At 66.8% G+C, this 21,714-nt stretch carries 27 protein-coding genes; 10 read left to right on the top strand and 17 right to left on the bottom strand.

The features are described from left to right. Window positions 1–12 precede the first annotated feature (12 nt). The 5 genes from ACEQZY_RS19310 to ACEQZY_RS19290 form a co-directional block, all read right to left on the bottom strand. Entirely contained in the window at window positions 13–777 is a 765-nt protein-coding gene (locus ACEQZY_RS19310; RefSeq protein WP_341704978.1) for a flagellar biosynthetic protein FliR, read from the bottom strand. 11 nt (window positions 778–788) lie between these two features. Continuing rightward, a complete protein-coding gene (fliQ, locus tag ACEQZY_RS19305) occupies window positions 789–1,055 on the bottom strand; it encodes a flagellar biosynthesis protein FliQ (RefSeq protein ID WP_341704976.1) in 267 nt (88 codons plus the stop codon). Window positions 1,056–1,151: 96 nt separating this feature from the next. Further along, complete coding sequence (gene fliE / locus ACEQZY_RS19300; protein ID WP_341704975.1) at window positions 1,152–1,454, bottom strand: flagellar hook-basal body complex protein FliE; 303 nt, start codon at window positions 1,452–1,454, stop codon at window positions 1,152–1,154. A 21-nt stretch (window positions 1,455–1,475) separates the two neighbouring features. After that, window positions 1,476–1,886, bottom strand: coding sequence for a flagellar basal body rod protein FlgC (gene flgC / locus ACEQZY_RS19295; protein WP_341704974.1), 411 nt, complete (start codon window positions 1,884–1,886; stop codon window positions 1,476–1,478). A 26-nt stretch (window positions 1,887–1,912) separates the two neighbouring features. Beyond that, window positions 1,913–2,329 carry a flagellar basal body protein gene (locus ACEQZY_RS19290; protein ID WP_341704973.1) on the bottom strand — a complete coding sequence of 139 codons (417 nt, stop codon included), beginning with the start codon at window positions 2,327–2,329 and terminating at the stop codon, window positions 1,913–1,915. Window positions 2,330–2,479: 150 nt separating this feature from the next. On the opposite strand from ACEQZY_RS19290, the gene ACEQZY_RS19285 reads away from it, so the two are divergent. The 3 genes from ACEQZY_RS19285 (at window position 2,480) to fliP (ending at window position 3,975) form a co-directional block, all read left to right on the top strand. Continuing rightward, complete coding sequence (locus ACEQZY_RS19285) at window positions 2,480–2,785, top strand: EscU/YscU/HrcU family type III secretion system export apparatus switch protein (protein ID WP_341704972.1); 306 nt, start codon at window positions 2,480–2,482, stop codon at window positions 2,783–2,785. Window positions 2,786–2,857: 72 nt separating this feature from the next. Continuing rightward, window positions 2,858–3,208 carry a hypothetical protein gene (locus ACEQZY_RS19280; RefSeq protein WP_341704971.1) on the top strand — a complete coding sequence of 117 codons (351 nt, stop codon included), beginning with the start codon at window positions 2,858–2,860 and terminating at the stop codon, window positions 3,206–3,208. Window positions 3,209–3,210: 2 nt separating this feature from the next. After that, window positions 3,211–3,975 carry a flagellar type III secretion system pore protein FliP gene (fliP, locus tag ACEQZY_RS19275; protein WP_341704980.1) on the top strand — a complete coding sequence of 255 codons (765 nt, stop codon included), beginning with the start codon at window positions 3,211–3,213 and terminating at the stop codon, window positions 3,973–3,975. Window positions 3,976–4,015: 40 nt separating this feature from the next. Here fliP and ACEQZY_RS19270 read toward each other — a convergent pair whose 3' ends face one another. From ACEQZY_RS19270 to ACEQZY_RS19240, 7 genes are all read right to left on the bottom strand, one after another. After that, a complete protein-coding gene (locus ACEQZY_RS19270) occupies window positions 4,016–7,474 on the bottom strand; it encodes a tetratricopeptide repeat protein (RefSeq protein ID WP_370156548.1) in 3,459 nt (1,152 codons plus the stop codon). A 123-nt stretch (window positions 7,475–7,597) separates the two neighbouring features. Then, entirely contained in the window at window positions 7,598–7,993 is a 396-nt protein-coding gene (locus tag ACEQZY_RS19265) for a response regulator (RefSeq protein WP_370156547.1), read from the bottom strand. 12 nt (window positions 7,994–8,005) lie between these two features. After that, the gene (locus tag ACEQZY_RS19260; RefSeq protein WP_370156545.1) at window positions 8,006–9,442 is read right to left on the bottom strand and encodes a DUF1217 domain-containing protein; all 1,437 of its coding nucleotides are present in this window, start codon (window positions 9,440–9,442) and stop codon (window positions 8,006–8,008) included. Between the two features lie 177 nt (window positions 9,443–9,619). Continuing rightward, window positions 9,620–10,567, bottom strand: coding sequence for a MotE family protein (locus tag ACEQZY_RS19255; protein ID WP_370156544.1), 948 nt, complete (start codon window positions 10,565–10,567; stop codon window positions 9,620–9,622). After that, window positions 10,564–11,055 carry a DUF6468 domain-containing protein gene (locus ACEQZY_RS19250; RefSeq protein ID WP_370156542.1) on the bottom strand — a complete coding sequence of 164 codons (492 nt, stop codon included), beginning with the start codon at window positions 11,053–11,055 and terminating at the stop codon, window positions 10,564–10,566. Before ACEQZY_RS19250 ends, ACEQZY_RS19255 begins: the two co-directional genes overlap by 4 nt. Beyond that, window positions 11,055–12,089: a flagellar motor switch protein FliM gene (fliM, locus tag ACEQZY_RS19245; protein ID WP_341701915.1), complete on the bottom strand. Its 1,035-nt coding sequence runs from the start codon at window positions 12,087–12,089 to the stop codon at window positions 11,055–11,057. Before fliM ends, ACEQZY_RS19250 begins: the two co-directional genes overlap by 1 nt. Window positions 12,090–12,104: 15 nt before the next feature. Beyond that, window positions 12,105–12,608, bottom strand: coding sequence for a flagellar basal body-associated FliL family protein (locus ACEQZY_RS19240; protein WP_341701914.1), 504 nt, complete (start codon window positions 12,606–12,608; stop codon window positions 12,105–12,107). Window positions 12,609–12,842: 234 nt separating this feature from the next. Between ACEQZY_RS19240 and flgF the strand changes: the two genes are divergently transcribed. From flgF to flgH, 4 genes are read left to right on the top strand one after another with little or no spacing between them, the layout of a single operon-like run. Beyond that, on the top strand, window positions 12,843–13,565 hold the full coding sequence (gene flgF, locus ACEQZY_RS19235; RefSeq protein ID WP_341701913.1) for a flagellar basal-body rod protein FlgF: 723 nt from the start codon (window positions 12,843–12,845) through the stop codon (window positions 13,563–13,565). 23 nt (window positions 13,566–13,588) lie between these two features. Then, on the top strand, window positions 13,589–14,374 hold the full coding sequence (gene flgG / locus ACEQZY_RS19230) for a flagellar basal-body rod protein FlgG (protein ID WP_341701912.1): 786 nt from the start codon (window positions 13,589–13,591) through the stop codon (window positions 14,372–14,374). Between the two features lie 29 nt (window positions 14,375–14,403). Then, on the top strand, window positions 14,404–15,183 hold the full coding sequence (flgA, locus tag ACEQZY_RS19225; protein ID WP_341701911.1) for a flagellar basal body P-ring formation chaperone FlgA: 780 nt from the start codon (window positions 14,404–14,406) through the stop codon (window positions 15,181–15,183). Between the two features lie 28 nt (window positions 15,184–15,211). Further along, window positions 15,212–15,964 (top strand): flagellar basal body L-ring protein FlgH, encoded by a 753-nt coding sequence (gene flgH / locus ACEQZY_RS19220; protein ID WP_370156539.1) that lies wholly within the window; start codon window positions 15,212–15,214, stop codon window positions 15,962–15,964. A gap of 158 nt (window positions 15,965–16,122) precedes the next feature. Here the strand turns inward: flgH and dksA are convergent, their stop codons facing one another. Together dksA and ACEQZY_RS19210 are read right to left on the bottom strand one after the other, a co-directional pair. Then, window positions 16,123–16,542 (bottom strand): RNA polymerase-binding protein DksA, encoded by a 420-nt coding sequence (gene dksA / locus ACEQZY_RS19215; protein WP_341701909.1) that lies wholly within the window; start codon window positions 16,540–16,542, stop codon window positions 16,123–16,125. Between the two features lie 146 nt (window positions 16,543–16,688). Continuing rightward, window positions 16,689–17,120, bottom strand: a complete 432-nt coding sequence (locus ACEQZY_RS19210; protein ID WP_341701908.1) for a flagellar assembly protein FliX — start codon at window positions 17,118–17,120, stop codon at window positions 16,689–16,691. Window positions 17,121–17,314: 194 nt separating this feature from the next. Here ACEQZY_RS19210 and ACEQZY_RS19205 point away from each other — a divergent pair, with 194 nt between their 5' ends. From ACEQZY_RS19205 to ACEQZY_RS19195, 3 genes are read left to right on the top strand one after another with little or no spacing between them, the layout of a single operon-like run. Further along, window positions 17,315–18,643: a flagellar basal body P-ring protein FlgI gene (locus tag ACEQZY_RS19205; protein ID WP_341701907.1), complete on the top strand. Its 1,329-nt coding sequence runs from the start codon at window positions 17,315–17,317 to the stop codon at window positions 18,641–18,643. Window positions 18,644–18,650: 7 nt separating this feature from the next. Next, window positions 18,651–18,989: a rod-binding protein gene (locus tag ACEQZY_RS19200; RefSeq protein WP_341701906.1), complete on the top strand. Its 339-nt coding sequence runs from the start codon at window positions 18,651–18,653 to the stop codon at window positions 18,987–18,989. Further along, the gene (locus ACEQZY_RS19195; RefSeq protein WP_341701905.1) at window positions 18,986–19,522 is read left to right on the top strand and encodes a hypothetical protein; all 537 of its coding nucleotides are present in this window, start codon (window positions 18,986–18,988) and stop codon (window positions 19,520–19,522) included. The genes ACEQZY_RS19200 and ACEQZY_RS19195 overlap by 4 nt, the downstream gene beginning before the upstream one ends. A gap of 60 nt (window positions 19,523–19,582) precedes the next feature. Here ACEQZY_RS19195 and ACEQZY_RS19190 read toward each other — a convergent pair whose 3' ends face one another. The 3 genes from ACEQZY_RS19190 to ACEQZY_RS19180 all read right to left on the bottom strand — a co-directional run bounded on the left by ACEQZY_RS19190 (window position 19,583) and on the right by ACEQZY_RS19180 (window position 21,657). Next, on the bottom strand, window positions 19,583–20,056 hold the full coding sequence (locus ACEQZY_RS19190; RefSeq protein WP_341701904.1) for a PRC-barrel domain-containing protein: 474 nt from the start codon (window positions 20,054–20,056) through the stop codon (window positions 19,583–19,585). Between the two features lie 123 nt (window positions 20,057–20,179). After that, window positions 20,180–20,629, bottom strand: a complete 450-nt coding sequence (locus tag ACEQZY_RS19185; protein ID WP_341701903.1) for a VOC family protein — start codon at window positions 20,627–20,629, stop codon at window positions 20,180–20,182. 2 nt (window positions 20,630–20,631) lie between these two features. Further along, a complete protein-coding gene (locus ACEQZY_RS19180; RefSeq protein ID WP_370156537.1) occupies window positions 20,632–21,657 on the bottom strand; it encodes an isopenicillin N synthase family dioxygenase in 1,026 nt (341 codons plus the stop codon). Window positions 21,658–21,714: the final 57 nt, after the last annotated feature.

The following is a 21,714-nucleotide window of genomic DNA, read 5'->3' as shown; positions in this document are numbered from 1 at the left end:
CCCCTTCTCCCTTCAGCGCGGTGCGAGGAGCTGGCTGAGCAGCGCCTCGACATGCGTGGTGAATGACAGGCCGATGGCCACCAGCGACAGCCCCAGCAGGATCAGCGACAGCGCGATCAGCGGCGCCTGCATGATGAAGAAGATCTGCAGGGTCGGCATCAGCCGGTTGAGCAGGCCGAGCGCCACGTTGAAGACGATGCCGTAGACGATGAACGGCGCCGACAGCTTGAGGCCGAGCTCGAGGCTGCCGGCCACCATGCGGGTGGCGACCTCGGCGAAATCGCCGAAGGCCGGCGCCTGCAGCGGCGGGAACAGCGTGTAGCTGTCATAGGCGGCCTGCAGGGCCATCAGATGCAGGTCGGTGACGAAGATCAGGGTGATGCCCATGAAGACCAGCGCGCTGCTGACCACCGCCGACTGCGAGCCCTGGTTGGGATCGAAGAAGATCGCCGCGGCCAGGCCCGCCTGCAGGGCGATCACGGTGCCGGCGACATGCAGCGCCGAGATCGCCAGCCGCGCCAGCAGGCCGATCGCCAGGCCGAGGCCGATCTCGGTCAGCATGAAGAAGGCCAGATGCAGCGGCTGCGCCGGCAGCGGCGGCAGGGTCGGTCCCAGCACCGGCACCGAGACGCCGGCCATCAGCAGCGCGATCGACAGCCGGAAACGCGGCGAGATCGAGGTCTCGCCGACGCCGGGCAGCGACATCATCGCCGAGCCGAGGCGGCAGAAAACCAGCAGGAAGGCGTAGACATTGCCGGCGACGATCTCCTGCAGCACCGCGCGCCCCGCTACTGCAGGCCGGCGATGCGCTGGGCCAGATGCTCCATGAAGGTGATCATGGTGGTGATCATGAACGGCATCGTCAGCACCAGGGTGCCGAAGATCGCCAGGATCTTCGGCACGAAAGTCAGGGTCGGCTCCTGCAGCTGGGTCAGCGCCTGGATCAGCGAGATCACCAGGCCGACCGCCAGGCTGACCAGCATCGCCGGGCCCGCCACCTTCAGCAGGGTCCAGATTCCTTCACGCATCACATCCGTGACTTCAACGGCGGTCATCGATTCGCTCCGTGCCGCCAATCATAGCCGATTCACTGCGGCTGCCCAGAGACAAAGCCCGGACGCGCCGCACCGGCGCCGCGAAACCACGCGGCGTCAGATCGGCATGCGCATGATTTCCTGATAGGCGGAAATGACCCGGTCGCGCACCGCGACCACGGTGTCCAGCGCCATCTCGGCACTGGTCACCGCCGTCACCACGTCGGTGACATCGGCCTTGCCGGCCACCGCCTTGGCCGAAACCGCCTCCGACTGGCGGGAGGCATCCACGGTATCCTGCAGTGCCTCGCGCACCATCGCGCCGAAACCGCCGGCCGCCGGCCTGGCCTGGCCGGCTTCGGTGCCGGCTGCCGGCCCGGTCAGGGCCTGCAGCACATTCCCGATTCCGATATTCGCCATGTCCTAGCCTCCTCGCCGCCGTCAGTTGCGCAGCAGGTCGATGGTGCGGTTGATCATCTGCTTGGCAGAATCGACCACGTTCAGGTTCGCCTCGTAGGTCCGCTGCGCCTCGCGCATGTCGGCCATCTCGATCACCGGCTTCACATTTGGCATCTTCACATAGCCGTCGGCATTGGCGGCCGGGTGGCCGGGATCGTATTTCAGCTCGAAATCCGTGCGGTCGGTGCCGGGCGGCCGGGTCGCCACCAGATTGGCGCCGGTGGCGCGGTCCAGTTCCGACCGGAAGGTGATCACCTTGCGGCGGTACGGGTCCTCGCCGGGGGTCTTGCCCAGCGAATCCGCATTGGCGAGATTCTCGGCGATCACCTTCAGACGCTCGCCCTCGGCGCGCATGCCCGAAGCGGCAATCTTCATCGCATTCTTGAGGTCCATATCCGCCTCCTGTGCCGGTATCCGCCTCAGCCGCCGGAACGGCTGCCGAGCGCCTTGCGCAGCAGCCCGACCTGCTTGCGGTACAGGCTGGTCATCAGGTTGTGGTCGGCCTGGGTCTCGGCCACCTTCATCATCTGCTGTTCCAGGCTGACCCCGTTGCCGTCCGGCGCCACTTCATAAGCGTCGCGGCTGCGGGTGCTCGCCCACTGGTCGCCGGCCCGCCCGGCCAGGCCGCCGAGATGACCCGCCTGGGTCACCCGCGGCCGCACCGAGGTTTCCCGACCCTCGACCAACTGCTTGAAACTTATCGCCTTGAGATCCCTGGGTTTATAGCCCGGCGTATCCGCATTGGCGACATTCTCGGCCAGCACGCGCTGGCGTTCGCCCAGCCATTCCATGCGCTGGGTGATCGCTTTCAGCAGCCCGATACGGTCGAGATCCATCCGATCCTCATGCCGCCGCCGGGCGGCAGCCAAGCCTTTACCACTGGCTCGCAGAGTGGCCGCCAGCCGTAAAGAAATAGTTAACCCGCGGGCATGATAGAGTGGCGCGAGACTGCCGCCGCCCCCGGCCCCTGCCCTGGAGAGAGAGATTTGGCCCGCCCGCCCCGCAGCCGCCCCCCGGCCCGCCAGCCCGACCGCCCCCGCGCGGTGGCGCTGCGCTACGACCCGGTGCGCGAGGATGCCCCGCGAGTGGTCGCCAGCGGCCAGGGCCATATCGCCGAGCAGATCGTCCGGATCGCCCTCGATCACGGCGTCACCATCCGGCAGGACGCCGACCTGGTGGAAATCCTGTCCAAGCTCGACATCGATGCCCTGATCCCGGTCGAGGCCTTTGCCGCCGTCGCGGAAATCCTCAGCTATATCTACCGCACCCAGGGCCGCACGCCGTCCGGCTGACGCCGCCCTTCCGGCTTGACCCGACTCGGAGCCGGCCACCACAGTGACCTCCAGCCGCGCGGACAATGTGACATGGACAATATCGATTATTCCCAGATTGCCCTGGCCATCGGCGGCCTGCTGCTCCTGCTCGGCCTGTTCTATTTCGTGATGCGCTTCCTGTCCGGCCAGGGCCGGCTCGGCAAATGGCGTCCGGGCCAGCGGATCGGCGTGGTCGAGATCGCCGCCGTGGACGGCAGCCGCCGGCTGGTCCTGATCCGGCGCGATTCCGTCGAGCATCTGGTGCTGCTGAGCGGCGAAGGCGACCTCGTCATCGAAACCGGCATCCCGGCCGAGGCGGCGGACAGCCAGCCGGCGGCGACCGCCGGCGGCTGGCCGACCCTGCGCATGCCCGGCCGCGACAGCAGCCGGATGCGGGAATGACCATGCACCGGCATCCGTCCCTTCTGCGGCTGCTGCGGCCCGTTCCGGTCGCCGGCATCCTCCTGCTGGCGATGGCGTCGCCGGCGCTGGCGCAGTCGGTGACCATCGATCTCGGCCAGGGCGGCGGCAGCCTCACCGGTCGCGTCATCCAGCTGATCGCCCTGACCACGGTGCTGGCGCTGGCGCCGTCCATCCTGGTGGTGCTGACCAGCTTCATCCGCATCTCGATCGTGCTGTCGATCCTGCGCAGCGCCATCGGCACGCAGACCACGCCACCCAACACCGTCCTCGTCAGCCTGTCCCTGTTCCTGACCTTCTTCATCATGCAGCCGGCACTGGAGCGGGCCTACAATGACGGCATCCAGCCGCTGATCGAGGAGCAGATCGACGAACGCACGGCCTTCGACCGCTCGATCGCCCCGTTCCATGAGTTCATGCGCGGTCAGGTGCGCGAGAAAGACCTGGCGCTGTTTGCCGGCTTCGCCCGCACCCCGCTGCCGGAAACACCGGCAGCAATCCCGCTGCGCATCCTGATCCCCGCCTTCATGATCAGCGAACTGAAGCGCGCCTTCGAAATCGGCTTCCTGCTGTTCATCCCCTTCATCGTGGTCGACATGGTGGTGGCATCGGTGCTGATGTCGATGGGCATGATGATGCTGCCCCCGGTGATCATCTCCCTGCCCTTCAAGCTGATTTTCTTCGTGCTGGTGGATGGCTGGAACCTGGTCTGCGCCGCCCTGGTGCAGAGTTTCCTCGGCAGCCAGTAGCCGGCAGCTCCGCCTGTTCCCCGGCCATGGCCGATCGCGGTCAGTTGATCGCGCTGAGGCCGCCGCGGGCCACGCGTTCGCGGTAGCGGTCCATGAAGGCTTCGTACTGGCCGATCTGGGCAATTGCCGCCGCCAGTTCGCGCGGATCGCCGCTGTCGCGGGTGATCGTGCTGGCCACCGCATTGAAGGTGGCGGCATCCGGCGTATCGCGGAATTTCGGGTCGTACCGGCGGCGCAGGTCGGTCAGCGCCGGCACGTCGTTGCTGAGCGAATAGGCGACGGCCAGCTTGAGCACCTGCCGGCGCTCGTCCGTCGTCAGGGGCGCCGGATCGGCATGCCGGTTGCCCAGCACCTGGCTGACCACGCGCGCGAAGGCAAGCCAGTCCTTGGCACGCCAGTGGATATCCGCCCGCAGTTCCATGGCCGGCGGGCTCTGGTCGGACCCAAGCAGATTGAGGGATTCGGCGAAGCGGTCCAGGTCGGCCAGGGCACGGGCCTCCAGCAGGCGGCGTTCCTGCACCAGTGCCGGCGACAGGTTCGGCGACTGGGTATTCTGTAGCGATTTCAGCGCCGCGTCGGGATTGTGATCGAGCAGATAGACGATGGCCAGCCGTGCCCCCGCCTTCGAGCGCTGCTCGCCGCGCAGACGGTAGGTGATCTGGTGTTCGAGCAGTTCGGCGGCCCGGTTGAGCAGGTCAACCGAGACCAGCCGGTCGGCCAGCTTGTCGATGATCTCGTCGCCCTCGGGGCCGGCCGGTGTCAGCTCCCGGTAATCATAGTAGAGCCCGAGTGCGGTCAGCGGCGGCAGGGCCTGGGCACCGCCATCGAGGAACAGCTTGGAGAATTCATCGCTCATCTGCTTGGTCAGCAGCGGGATTTCCGGCGATTTCGGAAAGTATTTCACCAGTTCCCGGAAGGTCGTGATGCCGGCGCGCAGGTCGCCGACCGAGAATTCCAGTTCGCCCAGGCGGCGCAGCAGGTTGAATTCATAGGGGCCGCCGCGCCAGGCAAAGCGCAGCCGGTCGAGCTGTTCGATGGCCTGTTCGGGCTTGATCAGCTTGCGCGCCAGCAGCAGTTCGGTCTTGGCGGCCTCGGCCAGGGCCCGGGCGCGGCGGTCGCCACTGCCGGAGGCCTGGTCGAACAGGCGGATCGCCTCCTCAGGCTTGTTGGTGGCTTCGGCCAGCAGGCCGCGGACATAATGGCCCTCCGCCGCTTCGCCGCGGCTCATGCTGTCGTCGCCGAGGGCCGCCAGTTCGGCGGTTGCAGCCGTGATGTCGCCGCCCGCCAGCCAGGCCCGCGCCATGCGCAGCCGGATCGGCGTGCGCAGGTCGGGCGGAAATTTCGCCACGGCAGCGCCGGCCAGAGAGAAGGAACGCCGCGCCGACGGCCAGTCATCCCGTTCGGCCGCGAGCATGCCGCGATAGGCCAGAATGTCCGGATCGTCGTCGAAAATCCGCGAATCGAGATCGTTGGATGCCTCGTTCAGGCGCCCGAGCTGCAGGTTGGCGATGCCGCGCAGCGCGCGGTACAGCTTGTCGCGTTCGAGATCCGGGTGCTCGGCCCGCGCCCGCGCCAGAACGCCCAATGCCTCGGGCATCATCTCGTGCGAGGCATAAAAGCCCGCCAGCGCCATGCGCGCCGCCTGGCGCTGGCCGGGCGTTGCCATCGCCAGCCGGTGCAGCAGGTCTTCTTCCTGTTCGAGATAGGTCTCGCCCTCGACCTTGCGCCAGTCCTGGTAACGCAGGATCTCGGTCGAGCCGCTCTGCGGATTGGCGCCGCGCGGCGAGGACAGCGCAAGACCGTTCGGGGTGCCGATCTCGATGCCGCGCGGAAAGCGGCGGATTTCCAGATTGTCGGCCCGGGGTGTGATGGCAAGGCCCTGATAGCTGGGCAGCACCGCCAGCTCGACGAAATCGCGGCGCGCCGGCACGCCGCCATTGGCGCCGGCAAACGGCACGATCGTCAGTATCTCGCCGGTATCCGGGTCCGGCACGGCCAGCGGCGCAGCAGGATCATTGGCCGCGAAGAACAGCTTGGAGCCGCCATCGGCATCGAGCTGCCGGCGCACATCGATCTCGCGCCGCCCATCGTCGCTGCGCGGTGCCTCGTCGCCATTCTGCTCGCTGGCCGCCGCCTCCCGGGTCACCAGCTGGTCCGGCTGGATTGTGTTGATGGCCACCTGCCAGCCGGCATTGCGCCGGGTGAAGCTGGCCGTCGTGCCGCCCGGCACGGCAATCCGCAGCACGGTCAGGCCATCGACCGGCAGCTGTTCGATGCCGTTGATGGCGCCGCCCCAGTCACGGGTGGTGATCGGCCTGAGATCGACGCTGGCCGGCCGGTCGAACACCACCCACATATGGCCGTTGCGCAGGAAGGCCGCCGCCGCCACCGGCCGCGACCAGGGGAAATTGAGCAGCGGGCCGGTGCGGCTGGAATCCACCGCCGGCACCAGCGGCGGCCCCGCGATCGGACCCGCCGGCGGCGCCGGCATGAAGGTGCCCAGCGGCGCCGACTGCACGGCCGTCAGTGGCGCCGGCGCCGGCACGGTTGCCGCGGGCTGGCCGGCCGCCGGCGACGCGGCTGCGGCAGGCGCCCCCGGCGCCGGAGTCCCTGCCGCAGGTGTCCCTGTCACAGCAGTCCCCGGCGCCGGTGCGGCGGGCGGGGCATTCGGCCGCGGGGCAGCCGGCGGCGTGGCGGCTGGCGGCCTCGTGGCAGCCGCGCCGGTTCCGGCCGGCGGCATGGCGGCGGCCGGAGCCGCTGCTGCCGGCGGGGCCGCCCTGTCTGCCATGGCCGGCTTTGCATCCCGTCCGGCAGCCGCCGCGGCAGGCTGTGCCGGCGTGGCGGCCGGCGCGGGCCTGTCTGCGGCAGGCTTTTCGGCTGCAGGTTTCTCAGCTGCGGGCTTGTCTGCCGCGGGTTTGTCTGCTGCGAGCGCGGCGGCTTCGGCCGGCTGGCCGATATCGACCACCACCTTGGAACCGTCCCGCCAGGTCTTCAGGGCGGAACCGTCCGGGATGGCGAAATCGAGACGGCTGGCACCATCCTCGACCCGCGCCGCCAGTTTCGAGACCCAGCGCGGCGGAAACTGCGGCAGCCGGCCCAGATCCAGCGGCACGGCACTGCCAAAGCGGATCGCGGCCTGGCCGTTTTCGGCCCCGGCGGTGTAGTCGACGCGGGTGGGCCAGTCGAAAACCAGCCGCGTGAAGGTCGGGTGTTCTCCGGCCCGCACCCGCACTGCGGACACGGCCGGCACCGATGGCGGCACCACTGACGGCACCGGCGGCTGACCGACCCGGGGCACCGGCGGGATCGGCCGTTCCATCGGCTGGCTGATGCCGGCCGGTGGCGTGTTCACCTGCGGTGCGGTCTGGGCGAGGACGGCCTGGCTCAGGACAGGCGCAGACAACAGGACGAGCAGGCCGGCATGCGCCATGCCGGCGGCAACGGGACGACAGAGGATTCTGCTGGCCCGTGGAATGCGCTGCTTGCGCCTGTCCGTCATGCTCCCTGTCTTCTGTCGCACGGGAATCGCGCTGCTCTGCACATGATTATAGAAGTGTGTCAGGATAACGCGAGAGCGTTAACAGTCTGTTTGCACATCAGGAATGGCTGTTTCACCGGTCTGTCACGGCTGTGCGAGGGCATCGATCCGCCGCTGCAGGCCGGCACGGTCGAATGGTTTCACGAGGTAACCGTCAACCCCGTGGCGCTGGGCGGCCAGCACCTGGTCGGGCCGGCTTTCCGCCGTGACCAGGATGAAGGGCACCCGGGCATAGACCGGATCCACCCGCAGGCTGCGCAGCAGCGCGATGCCGTCCATCGGTTCCATGTTCCAGTCGGAGAGGACGAGGCCGTAGCGGCGCTGGCGCAGCATGGTGAGGGCCGTCACCGCATCGCCGGCCGCATCCACCACCGCAAAGCCGATCCGGCGCAGATGGCTGCAGATGATCGCCTGCATGGTGCGGTGGTCATCAACCACCAGAACGGCCGCCGTCCGGTCGAATTGCGGGCGCGCCGCCATTGCGGCTGCGGCCTAGCCGAACAGGTCGAGCAGGTAGCTCTGGCCGCCCGAGCTGCTCAGGCCGCTGTCCTTGAAGGTCAGGTAGCGCAGCACCAGTTTCTCGACTGCGCCGGCATCGTTTTTCAGTTCGTTGACGTCGACGCGCTTCTCCAGCGCCGTCACCTGGCTGTCCACTTCCTGGTAGGCGAGTTCCTGCGGAATGTTGTTGGCGACGGTAACCACCTCGCGCAGCACGTTGTCGCCCAGCAGCTGGACGGTCTGGCTGACATCCTTGATGCGCCGCTCGAACTCGATGGCGGCACGCACGCCGGGCGCCTGCTCGTCGAGATTCTCCTCGTAGGAAGTCCGCTGGTAATTATCCACGACCTTGTCGGTCTGCAGGCCCAGCTTCAGCTTGATGACGCCGAAGACCTTCACATTCAGGTCCTCGGTCAGCTTCAGGAAGCGCGGATCCTGGAAGCGGTTGGCCAGCGAATTGATGTCGGTGATATCGCTCTCGATGATCTTGCGGATCTTGCCCGGGTACTGCGCCTCGCTTTCCAGGCCGTAGGATTTCAGCAGGAAAGTCAGCAGGCGACTGTCCTTGAACAGGTCGTCCAGCGACTGCACCGATCCGATATTTTCCCTGTAGTAATCGACCTGCTTCTTGATATCCGACCGGCCGATGAACTTCTGGTATTCCTCGCCGTCGTACTCGTAATAGTTGGCAGTGTCCGACGGTGCCGCCTGCTCTTCCAGCAGGGCCTTGGTCAGCGCCCCGGAATACGCCTTGGCATCGGCCGCCGCCGTCCCGAGGTTGCCGACCAGCTTGCCGTAATTCGTGCTGGTGATGTCATCAACCACGACGGCATCGCCGTTGAAGTCGAGGGCAATGCCCTTGATCCGCGCAAGACCGGCCGGCAGCGCGGTCACCACCGTGCCATCATTGGCCAGCTTGCCATCGGCATCGAGGCCGACGGTGTTGCCGTTGACATCCAGCTGGGTGCCGGCCGCGCCGAAATTGTACTTCTTGGCCAGTTCCAGATGCTTCAGGGGCCCCTGGTAGGCGACGGAACCCGGATCGCTGAGATCGCTGGTCAGGATATCGCGCAGGCGCTGCCTGTCGGTGTTGTAGAGATCGCTCAGGCCGTTCGCCGTCGCCAGCACCTTCAGGAAGCGGTCGTCGCTGATGAGCTCGTTGACCGTGGTCGCAGTCTTGACCCGGTTCTGGTAATAGAGCGCATCATTCTCGACGCGGGCATTGCTCTCGCGATACTGCGAATTGCGCACGCGCACAGCCGCGTTGTTGAGCTCCCGCGCAACTTCCTTGGCCTTCGCCGCTGCGGCGTCAGGCTGGTTCTTGGCTTCGTTTTCGGCGGCGAGCTTCTGCAGCTTCTTATACATCGCCAGCGGCGACACTGTCGCCGTGCTGACTCCGCCGCCCAGCAGCACACTCAGATCGATTGCCATCCTTGCACGCCTCCTGCGGCACTGACGGTGGTGCGGCTTCCGGTTCTGGGAAACCGCTTCAGAAATGCAGCCTCATTCTAGCATGGGGGGCGGCCGCCGCAACGGCTCACTTTTCCTGCAGTATCAACGGATTAACGCAAAATTAACCATGCGCCGTGCGCCACCGGCAACCGGCCGTCACCGCGTTGCCGGTTGTGCCGGTGCAGGCGCCGGCGCCTGCCCCGGCGGCGCAGCGGCGGGACCCGCCCCTCTGTCCGCGCCGGCACGCAGGTTGGCCGGAATCTGCTTGCGGGTGGCCAGCCGCACCGTCAGGTCCTGGGCCACCGCCGGCGACATGTCCGCCAGCACCGCGGCCACCTTGGCCTCCTTCATGCGTTCGACCACGTTCAGCAGCACATCCGCGTCCAGCTTCTCGAAAATCCGCGCCGCATCCTTCGACTTCATGTTCTCGTAGACCTTGACCAGGCTCTGCAGGTTCTTCTCCTCCTGCTGGTCATACTGCTGGACGATCTGCTTGATGCTGCCTTCCAGCTTTTTCAGTTCTGCAATCCGCTCGTCGATCCGCTTCTCGGTCGCGGCCAGCAGGCTCTCGCGCAGGTCCAGTTCGCGGGAGCGCTGCTCCAGCACCTCGCGCCGCTGCGCCAGATTGGCCAGCAGTTCGATCTCGGCCTTGGTGAAGGTGGTGGGGTCGCGGTCGGCCAGCGATTTCACGGCCGAGGCGGCCGGAGTCGCGGGGGCCGGAGTCGCGGGGGCCGGCGCCGCAGCGGCGGGGGCCGCGGCGGCGGGGGCCGCGGCGGGCGCTGCAGGCGGCGCGGCCGCCTGGGCCATCTGCTGTCCCTGGGGCTGCTGCCCCGGCCGTGGCGCGACCTGCATCGGCTGGCCGGTTGCCTGCTGCCCGCCTGCCGGCTGGGCCGCCGGCTGCTGGGCACCGGCCGGGGTGACGAACAATTCGCTGCGGCCCTGCCAGAAGGCGCCGATCTTCAGGCCCAGCAGCAATGCCACCGCAAGGATCGTCAGCGGCAGGATGCGGACCCGGCTGCGCAGGGATGGCCGCCCCGGCACAGGGCCGGCCCTGGTACCAGTGCCGATCCCGGCGCTGGCGATATGCGGGCGGGCAGCGCTCATCGCGCCTGCCTCAGGGCCATCAGCAGTTCGCGTTCGGCATCGGAGCGCGGCTCGATCCGGAAATCGCGGCTGCCGGCTTCCGGCGCCGGCCGGCGCATTGCCGCAGCAGGCGCTGCCGGGCGCGGCGCCTCGGGCCGCGGGGCGGCGGCGCGGCTGTCCGAACGACTGCCGCGGTTGCCGGCGGCTTCGCCGGCCAGGCGGTCGGCCAGCCGGTCGGCCGTCTCGATCATGAAGCCGAGTTCGTCGCGCAGCGTGCGGGCCTCCTTCATCCGCTCCTCATGGGCGGCATCGGTGGCGGCCGAGGTGGTCTTCAGTTCGGTCATGCCCTGGCGCGCCCTGGCCAGCGCCTTGTCGAACTCGCCGATCAGGCGGCGCATCTCCTCCTGGTTGGCGCGCAGGTTGCCCAGCCGCCGGTTCAGCACCAGCGAAATCGACAGGGTGACGACCAGCAGGACGGCGACGACGATTTCGACGATCATGGTCAGCATTATTCGGTGCCTCCCAGGTTCTTCAGCGTGCGGCCGATCTTGACGGCAATGTTGTTGCCCATGCGGCCCATGCGGCCCTCGACCATCGGCACGCCGCCGCAGCGCATCATCACCACCGATTCCGGCGTGGCGTTGAACATGATGGTCTTGCCGACCTCCAGGTTCATCACCTGGCCCAGCGTCATCACCTGTTCGTCCAGCACCGCCTCGATTTCAACATCGGTGGACCACAGCTCGGTGGCCAGGTGGTTTTCCCAGATCGAGTCACGGCCGAATTTCTCGCCCATGAACATCTGGAGCAGCAGCTCGCGCACCGGCTCCAGCGTCGCATAGGGCAGCATCAGCTCGAGGCGGCCGCCGCGATCTTCCATGTCGACGCGCAGGCGGGCAAGGATTGCCGCATTGGCCGGGCGGGCGATGGTGGCGAAACGCGGATTGGTCTCGATGCGGTCGTAGGAGAAGTTGACCGGCGCCAGCGGCTCGAAGGCCGCGCGCATGTCGTCGAGCACCACATTGACCATGCGCTCGACGAGGTTGCGCTCGATCGTGGTATAGGGTCGGCCTTCGATGCGCATCGCCGCCGTACCGCGGCGACCGCCCAGCAGCACGTCGACGATCGAGTAGATCAGCGAGCTGTCGACGGTCAGCAGGCCGTAATTGTCCCATTCAACGGCACGGAACACGCTGAGGATGGCCGGCAGCGGGATCGAATTCAGGTAATCGCCGAAACGGATCGAGGTGATGTTGTCGAGCGAGACTTCGACGTTGTCGGACGTGAAGTTGCGCAAGCTGGTCGTCATCAGACGCACGAGGCGGTCGAACACCACCTCCAGCATCGGCAGGCGTTCATAGGAGACCAGCGCGCTGTTGATGATTGCGCGTATGCCGGCCTTGTCCGCATCGTCCTCGACACTGGCGTCGAAGCCAAGCAGGCTGTCGATTTCGTCCTGGTTCAGGATGCGGGTGGAACCGCCCCCGTCATCACCGGCGCCGCCGTCCCATTCCGCGCCGCCGTCTTCCGGATTATCCGCCATGACCGCTTCGCCCCGTCACTGGATCAACATCTCCTTGAACAGCACGTCGTTGATCTTGATCGGCGCCACTGCCTGGTTCACTCGGATCAGCAGCTCTTCCTTCAGCCGGTACAGACCGGCCGAACCGACCAGATCGTCCGGCCGCAATTCGCGGAGATAGATCTGGAAATTGTCGACCACCCGCGGCAGCAGCTCGTTCAGCTTCGGCGTTGCCAGCGGGTCATTATGCTCAAGCGAGACCTTCAGCTTCAGGTAGGAGGCCTGCCGCCCCCCGGAATTCAGGTTCACCAGGATGTCCGGCAGGTCGTAGAAAACCGTCACCTTCGGCAGTTCCGGCTTGACCTCGGCCTCCTCGCTCTTGCCGGCGAACAGGAAGAAATAGGCCGCGCCGCCGCCGCCCAGCAGCAACAGCACCACGACGCCGATGATGATGAACAGGATGGCCCGCTTGCCGCGCTTCTTCTGACCGCCACCCTCTTCGCCGCCCTCTTCGAGCTGGCCCTCGGTTTCGTCACTCATGCCTGCCGCACCTTCCGGACCCCGGTCCACTCTAGACTGCCATTCCTAAGCACCCAGAGTTAACACTTTGTCACCACCCGGCAGAATTTGCCGGGTGGCCGGGGGCCGCACCCGGCAGATCCTGGCCGGGCGGGCCCGTTAATCATATTTTTTGTTCGTTTTCAGCCAAAAAATCACTTGGCACGCGGCCTGCAATACAGTGGCCAGCAACGGCTAACCGCGAGTGTTGGTGCCATGGAGAACGCAACTTATATCGGCCTGTCCCGCCTTTCCACCATGCGGCGCGAGATGGACGTGATCGCCAACAACATGGCGAACATGAACTCGACCGCCTACAAGGGCGAGCGGATGATGTTCGAGGAGTTTCTCAAGGGTCCGGCGACCGGAGAAAAGACCAGCTTCGTCAATGACTTCGGCGTGCTGCGCGATTTCCGGGTCGGCAAGGTCGAGCAGACCGGCAACAGCCTCGATCTCGCCATCACCGGCCCCGGCTATCTCACCGTCGACACCCCCCAGGGCCGCCGCTACACCCGCGACGGCCATCTGCGGATGGATGCCGACCGCCGCCTGGTCACCGCCGGCGGGCACCCCGTGCTCGACAACCGCGGCCAGGTGATCACCTTCCCGGACGGCCAGGGCGTTCCCGGCATCGCGACCGACGGCACCATCAATATCGGCCAGCAGCAGGTCGGCAAGATCGACCTGGTCAGCTTCCCCAGCGAGCAGGAACTGCGCAAGACCGCACAGGGCATGTATGCCACCTCGCAGGATCCGGAGCCGGCGCCGGCCAGCAGCACGATCGTGCAGGGCGCCATCGAGGCGTCGAATGTCGAACCGATCACCGAAATGACGGCCATGATCGAAGTGGTCCGCCAGTACCAGAGCACGCAGAGCCTGCTCGATGCCGAGCATGAGCGCATGCGTACCGCCATTCAGCGGCTTGGCCGCACCACGTAACGGATAAGACGAGGAGATCGCACATGCGTTCGCTCAGCACCGGCGCAACCGGCATGATGGCCCAGCAGCTCAATGTTGAAGTCATCTCGAACAATATCGCCAACATGAGCACCACGGCGTTCAAGCGCCAGCGTGCCGAATTCCAGGACCTGCTGTACCAGAACCTGCGGCGCCCGGGCGTGACCTCGTCCGATGCCAACACGATCGTGCCTTCGGGCATCCAGATCGGCGTCGGCGTGCGGGCCGCCGGCGTCTACCGGATCAACGAGCAGGGCAACCTGACCGCCACCGGCAACGGCTACGACATCGCCATCAGCGGCAAGGGCTATTTCCAGATCACCCTGCCCTCGGGCGAAACCGCCTATACCCGCTCGGGTTCGTTCCAGGTCGACGCCACCGGCACCATCGTCACCGCGGAAGGCTATACCCTGCAGCCGGGCATCACCGTGCCGCAGGGGGCCCTGTCGGTGAATATCGACGCCACCGGCATCGTCGAGGCGCAGATCGCCGGCCAGGCGCAGCCGCAGCAGCTGGGCCAGATCCAGCTGGCCAGCTTCGTCAACGAGGCCGGCCTCGATGCGCAGGGCGACAACCTGTTCCTGGAAACCCCGGCATCCGGCCAGCCGACCGTCGGCAACCCGAATGCGGTCGGTTTCGGCACCCTGCGCCAGGGCTATCTGGAGACCTCCAACGTCAATCCGGTGCAGGAAATCACCAACCTGATCAGCGCCCAGCGCGCCTATGAAATGAATTCCAAGATCATCACGGCATCCGACGAGATGCTGCAGACGGCGAGCCGCCTGCGGTAACCGACGCCCCCGGACAGGAGCAACATGCCATGACCCAGCTGCGCACCGCCCTTCTCACCGGCCTGACCGCCGCCGTGCTCCTGCTGGGCGCCGGCGTCGCCAGCCCCGCCGCGGCACAGAACCAGGTCGCGACCGCCACCACCCCGGCCGCGGGCCTCCGCTTCATCAGCGAACGCGAGATCGCCCGGCGCATTGCCGACCTGATCACCCAGCGCAACGGCGGCCAGCCGGTCGAGGTCAGCTTCCACGGCTATGGCAACGAGATCGAAGTGCCCGCCGGGATGCCCGCCACCCTGCAGGTCGCCGGCTTCTCCTTCGATGCCCGCAGCGGCCGCTTCGTCGCCGACCTGACCGCGCCGGGCCGCCGCGAAACGATGCGGGTGTCCGGCCGCGCCACGGCAATCGAGTCGATCCCGGTCCTGAAAAACCGCATTGCGCCCGGCGATACCATTGCCCGCGGCGACATCGAATGGGTGCAGGTGCCGGCCGGCCGCTATGGCGGCGGCTATATCGACAAGGCAAGCGAGCTGGTCGGTCAGAGCCCGCGGCGCCCGCTGCGCACCGGGGAACCGATCCGCAGCGCGGATATCGGCCGCCCGGAGGCGATTGCCAAGAACACCCTGGTCACCATGATCGCCCAGGGTCCCGGCCTGACCATCACCACCACCGGACGCGCGCTGGATGCCGGCAGCATCGGCGACGTGATCCAGGTGATGAACCTGCAGAGCAAGAAAACCGTGCAGGCCACCATCACCGGCCCGGACCAGGTGCAGGTTCTTACCGCCGCCCACGTGATCGCTGCCAACTGACGCCCTATCCAGAACAAGGATTACGGTCATGATCCGCTTCGCCACCCCGCTCCGCCTCGCCGCCGTCGCCGGCCTCGCCCTGTCGCTCGGCGCCTGCAATTTCAGCCGCCTGGCCGATATCGGCCAGCCGCCGCAGATGAGCAAGATCGACAATCCGACCGAAAAGCGTGACTACCGGCCGGTCAGCCTGCCGATGCCGTCGCCGGAAGTGGCACCGCGCCAGGCCAACTCGCTGTGGCGGCCCGGTGCACGCCAGTTCTTCAAGGACCAGCGCGCCGCCAGGGTCGGCGACATCCTGACGGTCAACGTCAACATCCAGGATCGTGCCTCGGTGCAGAACAACACCAGCACTTCGCGGGACAACAGCGAAGAGGCCGGGCTGTCCAACTTCCTCGGTTTCGAAAGCAGCGCGATCGGCCGCATCTTCAATGGCGCCACGCCGTCGACGCTGGTCAACACCAATGCAGCATCGCAGGTGCAGGGCCAGGGCCAGATCAACCGGCAGGAACAGGTCACCGTCAACGTCGCCGGCATCGTCACCCAGGTGCTGCCGAACGGCAACCTCGTGGTGCAGGGCCGCCAGGAAATCCGAGTCAACAACGAGATCCGGGAATTGCTGGTGCAGGGCATCGTGCGCCCGGAGGACATCACCGCCACCAATACTGTCAACCACACCCAGATGGCGGAGGCCCGGATTTCCTACGGCGGCCGCGGCCAGCTCAGCGATGTCCAGCAGGGCCGCTGGGGACAGCAGATCTACGACATCATCTTCCCGTTCTGAGCGCGCGGAAGCAGTACGCCCTCGCCCGGGAACGGGCACGTCAGAAAGTGCGTCAGGACCGCAGGATGCGGACCGCGGCAGAAGCCAGGGCGAAAAACGCAAAAGGCCGGTCAGAAGACCGGCCTTTTCGTCATTCCGGCAGGATGGCCGGGTTGCGTCTACATGTCGTCGCGATGCGTACGCTCGCGGCGCTCGTGCCGCTCCTGCGCCTCGATCGACAGGGTGGCGATCGGCCGGGCCTCCAGCCGCTTCAGCGAGATCGGCTCGCCGGTCTCCTCGCAATAGCCGTAGGAACCGTCTTCCAGCCGCTTCATCGCCGCATCGATCTTGGCGATCAGCTTGCGCTGGCGGTCGCGGGTGCGCAGTTCCAGTGCGCGATCGGTTTCCACCGAGGCGCGGTCGGCAATATCCGGCTCCTGGGTGGTGTCTTCCTGCAGATGCTGCAGGGTCTGGTTCGATTCCCGCAGAATGTCTTCTTTCCAGGCCAGCAGCTTGCGGCGGAAGTATTCCTTCATGCGCGGGTTCATGAAGGGTTCGTTCTCGGTCGGCCGGTAATTCGCCTTCAACTGGATTCCCATGCAAGACCCTCCAACGGTGCCGCGACGACTCCGGAACCCCCGGTCGCGGCGCGCGGAGTATAAGAATCGGGCCGGTTCCCGGCAAGGACTACTCGCAGGCGATAAGCCTATGATTTCGTGTAAAAATTATGTAACGGGCCGGAAAATCAGAGGCCAAGCTTGGCCAATTCGACCTCGCAGCGCAGCTCGATCTCGGCCATCACCTCGGCCAGCCGGGGGTCTTCCACCGCCATTTTCTCGCTGCGCAGGGTTGCGGCCAGGGTCTGCAGCCGGTCGGCGGGGATGCTGCCCTGCAGCAGGCCGATCCGGATCTCGTCCAGACGTTCCAGCAGGCTCGAACCCCGGCGGAAAGCCCGCTCGCGGTTCTTGCGGCCGCCGCCCTGCTCGTCCACGGCCTGCACGGCGAGCATGGCATCGAGAGCCGCCATCGGCGCCGACTGGCTGACCGGCCCGACCGGCTTCTCGCTGGTCTTCAGCAGGCTGGAGAAGCTGGTATCGCCGGTCGCGCCGGACGAGCCGGCGCGTTTCGGGGCCCCGGGCTTGACGCCGCCGGGACCGTCTATCTTGTTGATGCTCATGGAGGTCTTGGCCCGTTACCCGCGCATGGTGCCTGATAAGGCTGCCTAGGTAAAGCCGGCATTTTTTGCCGCCCGGCAGCTCTCAGGTGTGATGGTTCCTCTTTTATATCAACTGGTTACCATGTGGCACGGAACTCGCATTTATCTTTCCGGAATTTCCCGGCGCTGCCGGGCCGTTTTCAGGGGTAGACGCGATGACGTACCGCAATCTCCGCCAGTCGGTTTCTGGCCTGATCCGCATCCTGGTCCTGCTGCCGGTGCTGGCCGCCCTTGGCCTGGCGCAGCCGGCCCTGGCCGGCTCCCGCATCAAGGATGTCGCCGATTTCGAGGGAATCCGGGACAACCTGCTGGTCGGCTACGGCCTCGTGGTCGGCCTCGATGGCACCGGCGACAGCCTGACCAACGCCCCCTTCACCCGGCAGAGCCTGCAGGCAATGCTGGAGCGCTTCGGCGTCAACATCCGTGATGCCGGCACCTTCCGCACCAACAACATCGCCGCAGTGATGGTCACCGCCACCCTGCCGCCCTTCGCCCGCCAGGGCGCCCGCATCGATGTCAGCGTATCGACCATGGGTGACGCCAAGAGCCTGCAGGGCGGCACCCTGCTGGTGACCCCGCTGCTCGGCGCCGATGGCGAAGTCTACAGCGTGGCACAGGGCGCCGTCGCGATCAGCGGGTTCAAGGCACAGGGCGCCGCAGCCCAGGTCACCCGCGGCGTGCCGACCAGCGGGCGCATCGCCAACGGTGCGATCGTCGAGCGCGAGGTCGGCTTCGAACTTGCTTCCCTGCCGGTGCTGCGCCTCTCGCTGCGCAATCCCGACCTGACCACCGCACGCCGCATCAGCCAGGCGGTATCGACCCTCGCCGGCGTGCCGACCGCGCGCGCACTCGACCCGACCACCGTGCATGTCGACATTCCGCAGCGCTGGCAGAATGACGTGATCGGCTTCATGACCGAAATCGAGCAGCTGCAGATCGAACCTGACCAGATGGCCCGCGTGATCATCGATGAGCGCTCCGGCACCATCGTGATGGGTCCGAATGTCCGCATCGACACGGTGGCGATCGCACAGGGCTCGCTGACGGTGCGGATCACCGAAACGCCGCAGGTCTCGCAGCCGCTGCCCTTCTCGCCCGGCGCTACCGCCGTTCCCGGCCTCGCCGGCACCTCGGCCAGCACCGGCACCGTGCAGGTGCCGCGCATCGGCCCCGACGGCCAGCCGGTCAAGGATGCCGCGGGCAATTTCGTCTTCGACACCATCACCCAGGCCGTGCCGGGCACCGGCACGCCGACCGTGGCCGGCACGGCCGTCGGCGGCGCCCAGACCGTGGTGGTGCCGCGCACCGACATCCAGGTTGACGATCAGGCCGACCGCCGGCTCGGCATCCTGCCTCGCGGCGTGTCGCTGCGCGAACTGGTCGATGGCCTGAACGCGCTGGGCGTCGGCCCCCGCGACATGATCACAATCCTGCAGGCCATCAAGGCCGCCGGCGCCCTGCAGGCCGAAATCCAGGTGATGTGAGCCCGCCATGACCGACGCCACGCTTCTCGCCTCCCCCGCCATCAACAGCTTCGCCATCGAACAGGCGAAAGCCCAGCGCAACCGTCTCGACCGCGCCGGCATGAACGAAGACAAGGCCCGCAAGGCTGCCCAGGATTTCGAAGCCTTCTTCACCTCGCAGATGCTGGGCTTCATGTCGTCGGGCATCAAGACCGACGGCCCCTTCGGCGGCGGTCAGGCGGAAACCACCTGGCGTTCGTTCCTGAACGATCAGTATGGCCGCGAAATCGCAACCAAGGGCCACGGCATCGGCATTGCCGACATGGTCTATTCCCAGATGCTGAAAATGCAGGAGGCCGCCCGATGAACATGCCATCCCGTCCCGCTCCGCAGCCCCAGCGCCCCTCGCGGCATGCCGTTGGCGGCCAGCGGATGATTGACAATCACGGCGCCGGTGCCGTTCCCCCGACCGTTGCGGAGCTGAGCGATCTGGTCGCACAGATGCGCGACCTCATGCTGGAGGAGATCAGTCTGCTCGACCGCCACGTCTATGACGGTTTCGACCGGCTGACCGAACGCAAGCAGGTGATTGCCGGCCTGCTGCGTGAGAAGCAGCAAGTGCTGAAGCAGCATCCGGACAGCCTGCTCGAAACGCCCGAGGGCGAGCGCAAGGCTTTCGAGGCCCTGCTGGCCGACATGAAGGCCGTCGGCAAAAAGAACGAGATGGTGATCCGCGTTGCCCGCGATGCCAACAAGATGCTGCTGGATGCAATCATCCGCGGCGCCACCAAGCAGAGTCAGCTTGGCACCGGCTATGGCCGCAACGGCGCGATGACCTCGCTGACCACCAATTACGGCGCCCGGCAGCCCGTCTCCCTGTTCAGCAACGAAAGCTGCTGACGTCAGGAAAAGCCCCGACCGGTTAGTACCGGCCGGGGCCTTCGGAAAGGACAGCGGCGGTCATTCCGCCGGCGATTCCACCGGCGGCGCCACCCGCTCGCGCTGCCTTTCCTCCGGCGGCCGGTATTCGGGCATTGCCTTCAGCTGCTCCCGGGTGGCCATGGCAACCGCCACCACCTGGCGGCCGCTGTGGCTGAAGTCCAGATCCTGCCAGGGCATCACGACCTTGCGGTCGCCGACACCGAGAAACCCGCCGACCGAAACGACAACGCTGCGGATATCGCCGCGTTTCGTGACCAGCACCTGGTCGACGGAGCCGATCCGCTCATTGGCCGTGTTGACCACATCGGCGCCGATCAGCTGTCCGCTGGGAAGCACCGGCCCGGCCACTGCCGGGCCGGAATCCGGCATGCGGTCCGGCATGCCGATACCACCCGGAACGGCGGCCGGCGGTGCCTTGTCCTGTGCCGCGGCAAGACCCGGTGCGGCGAGCGCGAGCGAAAGCGCGGAGGCAATGAGATATGCGCGTGTCATGGCTGTACTCCGTGGCTGTCTCAGACGACCGCCCTAGCGGCGGCCCGTCTGATATGGGGAGTCTGCCGTCGCCCTGCCGCGTCCTGGCCGGGACAAGCCCGCGACAATCCTGTGACCCTGCGGCTAGAGCGGACGCTGTTCCGGCGACAGGTCGGCGAAGGGAGTGCGGGTGCCGATGCGGTGGTTGACCCGGAAGACATTACCCTCGGGATCGGCCAGAACCGCCTGCCATGCATTGTAATACGTGTGATATGGCGGTTTCAGGATCGCACCGCCCAGCCGCCGGCAGCGATCCGCCGCGGCCGTCACATCCGCCTCGCTGCCGAGTTCGGCGGTGAAATAGCAGCCCAGCGGCAGCGGCGCCGACGCCGGCCGGTGCGCCGCCAGCCCGAGCAGGTCATAGGCCGGTTCCGCATTGAACCCGAGCTCGACGCCGCCGGCATCGAGGCAGCGGTAGATCGGCGAGCGGTGCGCCACCTTTTCCTCAAAGCCGAACAGCGCCGAATAGAACGCGGCCTGCGCGACAATGTCGCGGGAAAACAGGTTGATATAGGCCAGCCGCACTGCCGTCATCTTCAGCCCGCCTTGCGCCCGTAGGACCGGTTGAACATGTCCATCATATGCTCGCCGGCCGTACAGGCGGCATAGCGCGGCGGCGCATCCGGACCGCTGCAGCCGGGCAGGCACTCGATCCGGGCATGGTGGTCGGGCGTATAGAAGAACGGCACCGAATAGCGGTCGCCGGCGCGGCCATCCGCGCGCCGGTTCAGCACACGATGCATGTTCGACCGGTAGCGGTCGTTGGTCCAGCGCTGGATCAGGTCGCCGAGATTGACAACGAAGGTACCGGCCACCGGCGGCGCCGTGATCCATTCACCGGCGGTGTTCATCACCTCCAGCCCGCCGGCCGCATCCTGCGCCAGCAGGGTCAGGCCGCCCCAGTCGGTATGGGCACCGGCTCCGAGCTGGTTGCCCTGCGCCGTTGCCGGATGCGGCGGGTAATGCAGCAGCCGCATCACCGCCTCCGGGCGGCGGTACATCGGCACGAAAAAACCGGGCGCGAGGTCCAGCGAGCGGGCCAGCAGCCGCAGCAGGCGGTCGCCCAGATCGCGCAATGCCGCGTAGTAGGCCTGCATCTGGCGGCGAAAACCGGATGCGTCGAAATCCGCTGCTGCCGCGGGCCACTGGTTGCCGCCATAGCCGCGGATTCCGGCCACCACATAGGGATCGTCGTCGGGCAGATCCGCCGTGTAGTAATAGCCCTCCTTCAGGTCCGGCGGTGAATCCGCATCCAGCGTCTGCCCCGCCATCGGCTCATAGCCCGCGAAGCTGCGCGAATTGTTCATGTGCAATGCCATTTTTGCAGGCAGCGGCAGGGCAAAAAACCGGCGCGCCCAGTCGAACTGGCCGGCGATCAGGGCAGGATCGACGTCATGGCCGGCCACGTAGAAAAAGCCCGTGTCGCGGCAGGCCTTGTGAATCTCCCAGGCCACGGCCCTGCAGGCCGCATCGGTATTGTCGCCGCCATCTGTGCCGAAGCTGGAAGAAATATCGATGACCGGCACCTGTCTGGCCGGCGCCGGTGGTGTGTAGAGCACCATGGTGAACCCGTGCGTCTGTACCGGCCTGGCGCCGGCCCCTGCCGCTGCATATGCAGG

Source organism: Ferrovibrio sp. (genome assembly GCF_964218355.1).
In the GTDB taxonomy this organism is placed as follows: Bacteria; Pseudomonadota; Alphaproteobacteria; order Ferrovibrionales; family Ferrovibrionaceae; genus Ferrovibrio.
The sequence above is the reverse complement of the archived record's forward strand: the minus strand, read 5'-3'. Positions and strand labels throughout refer to the sequence as shown.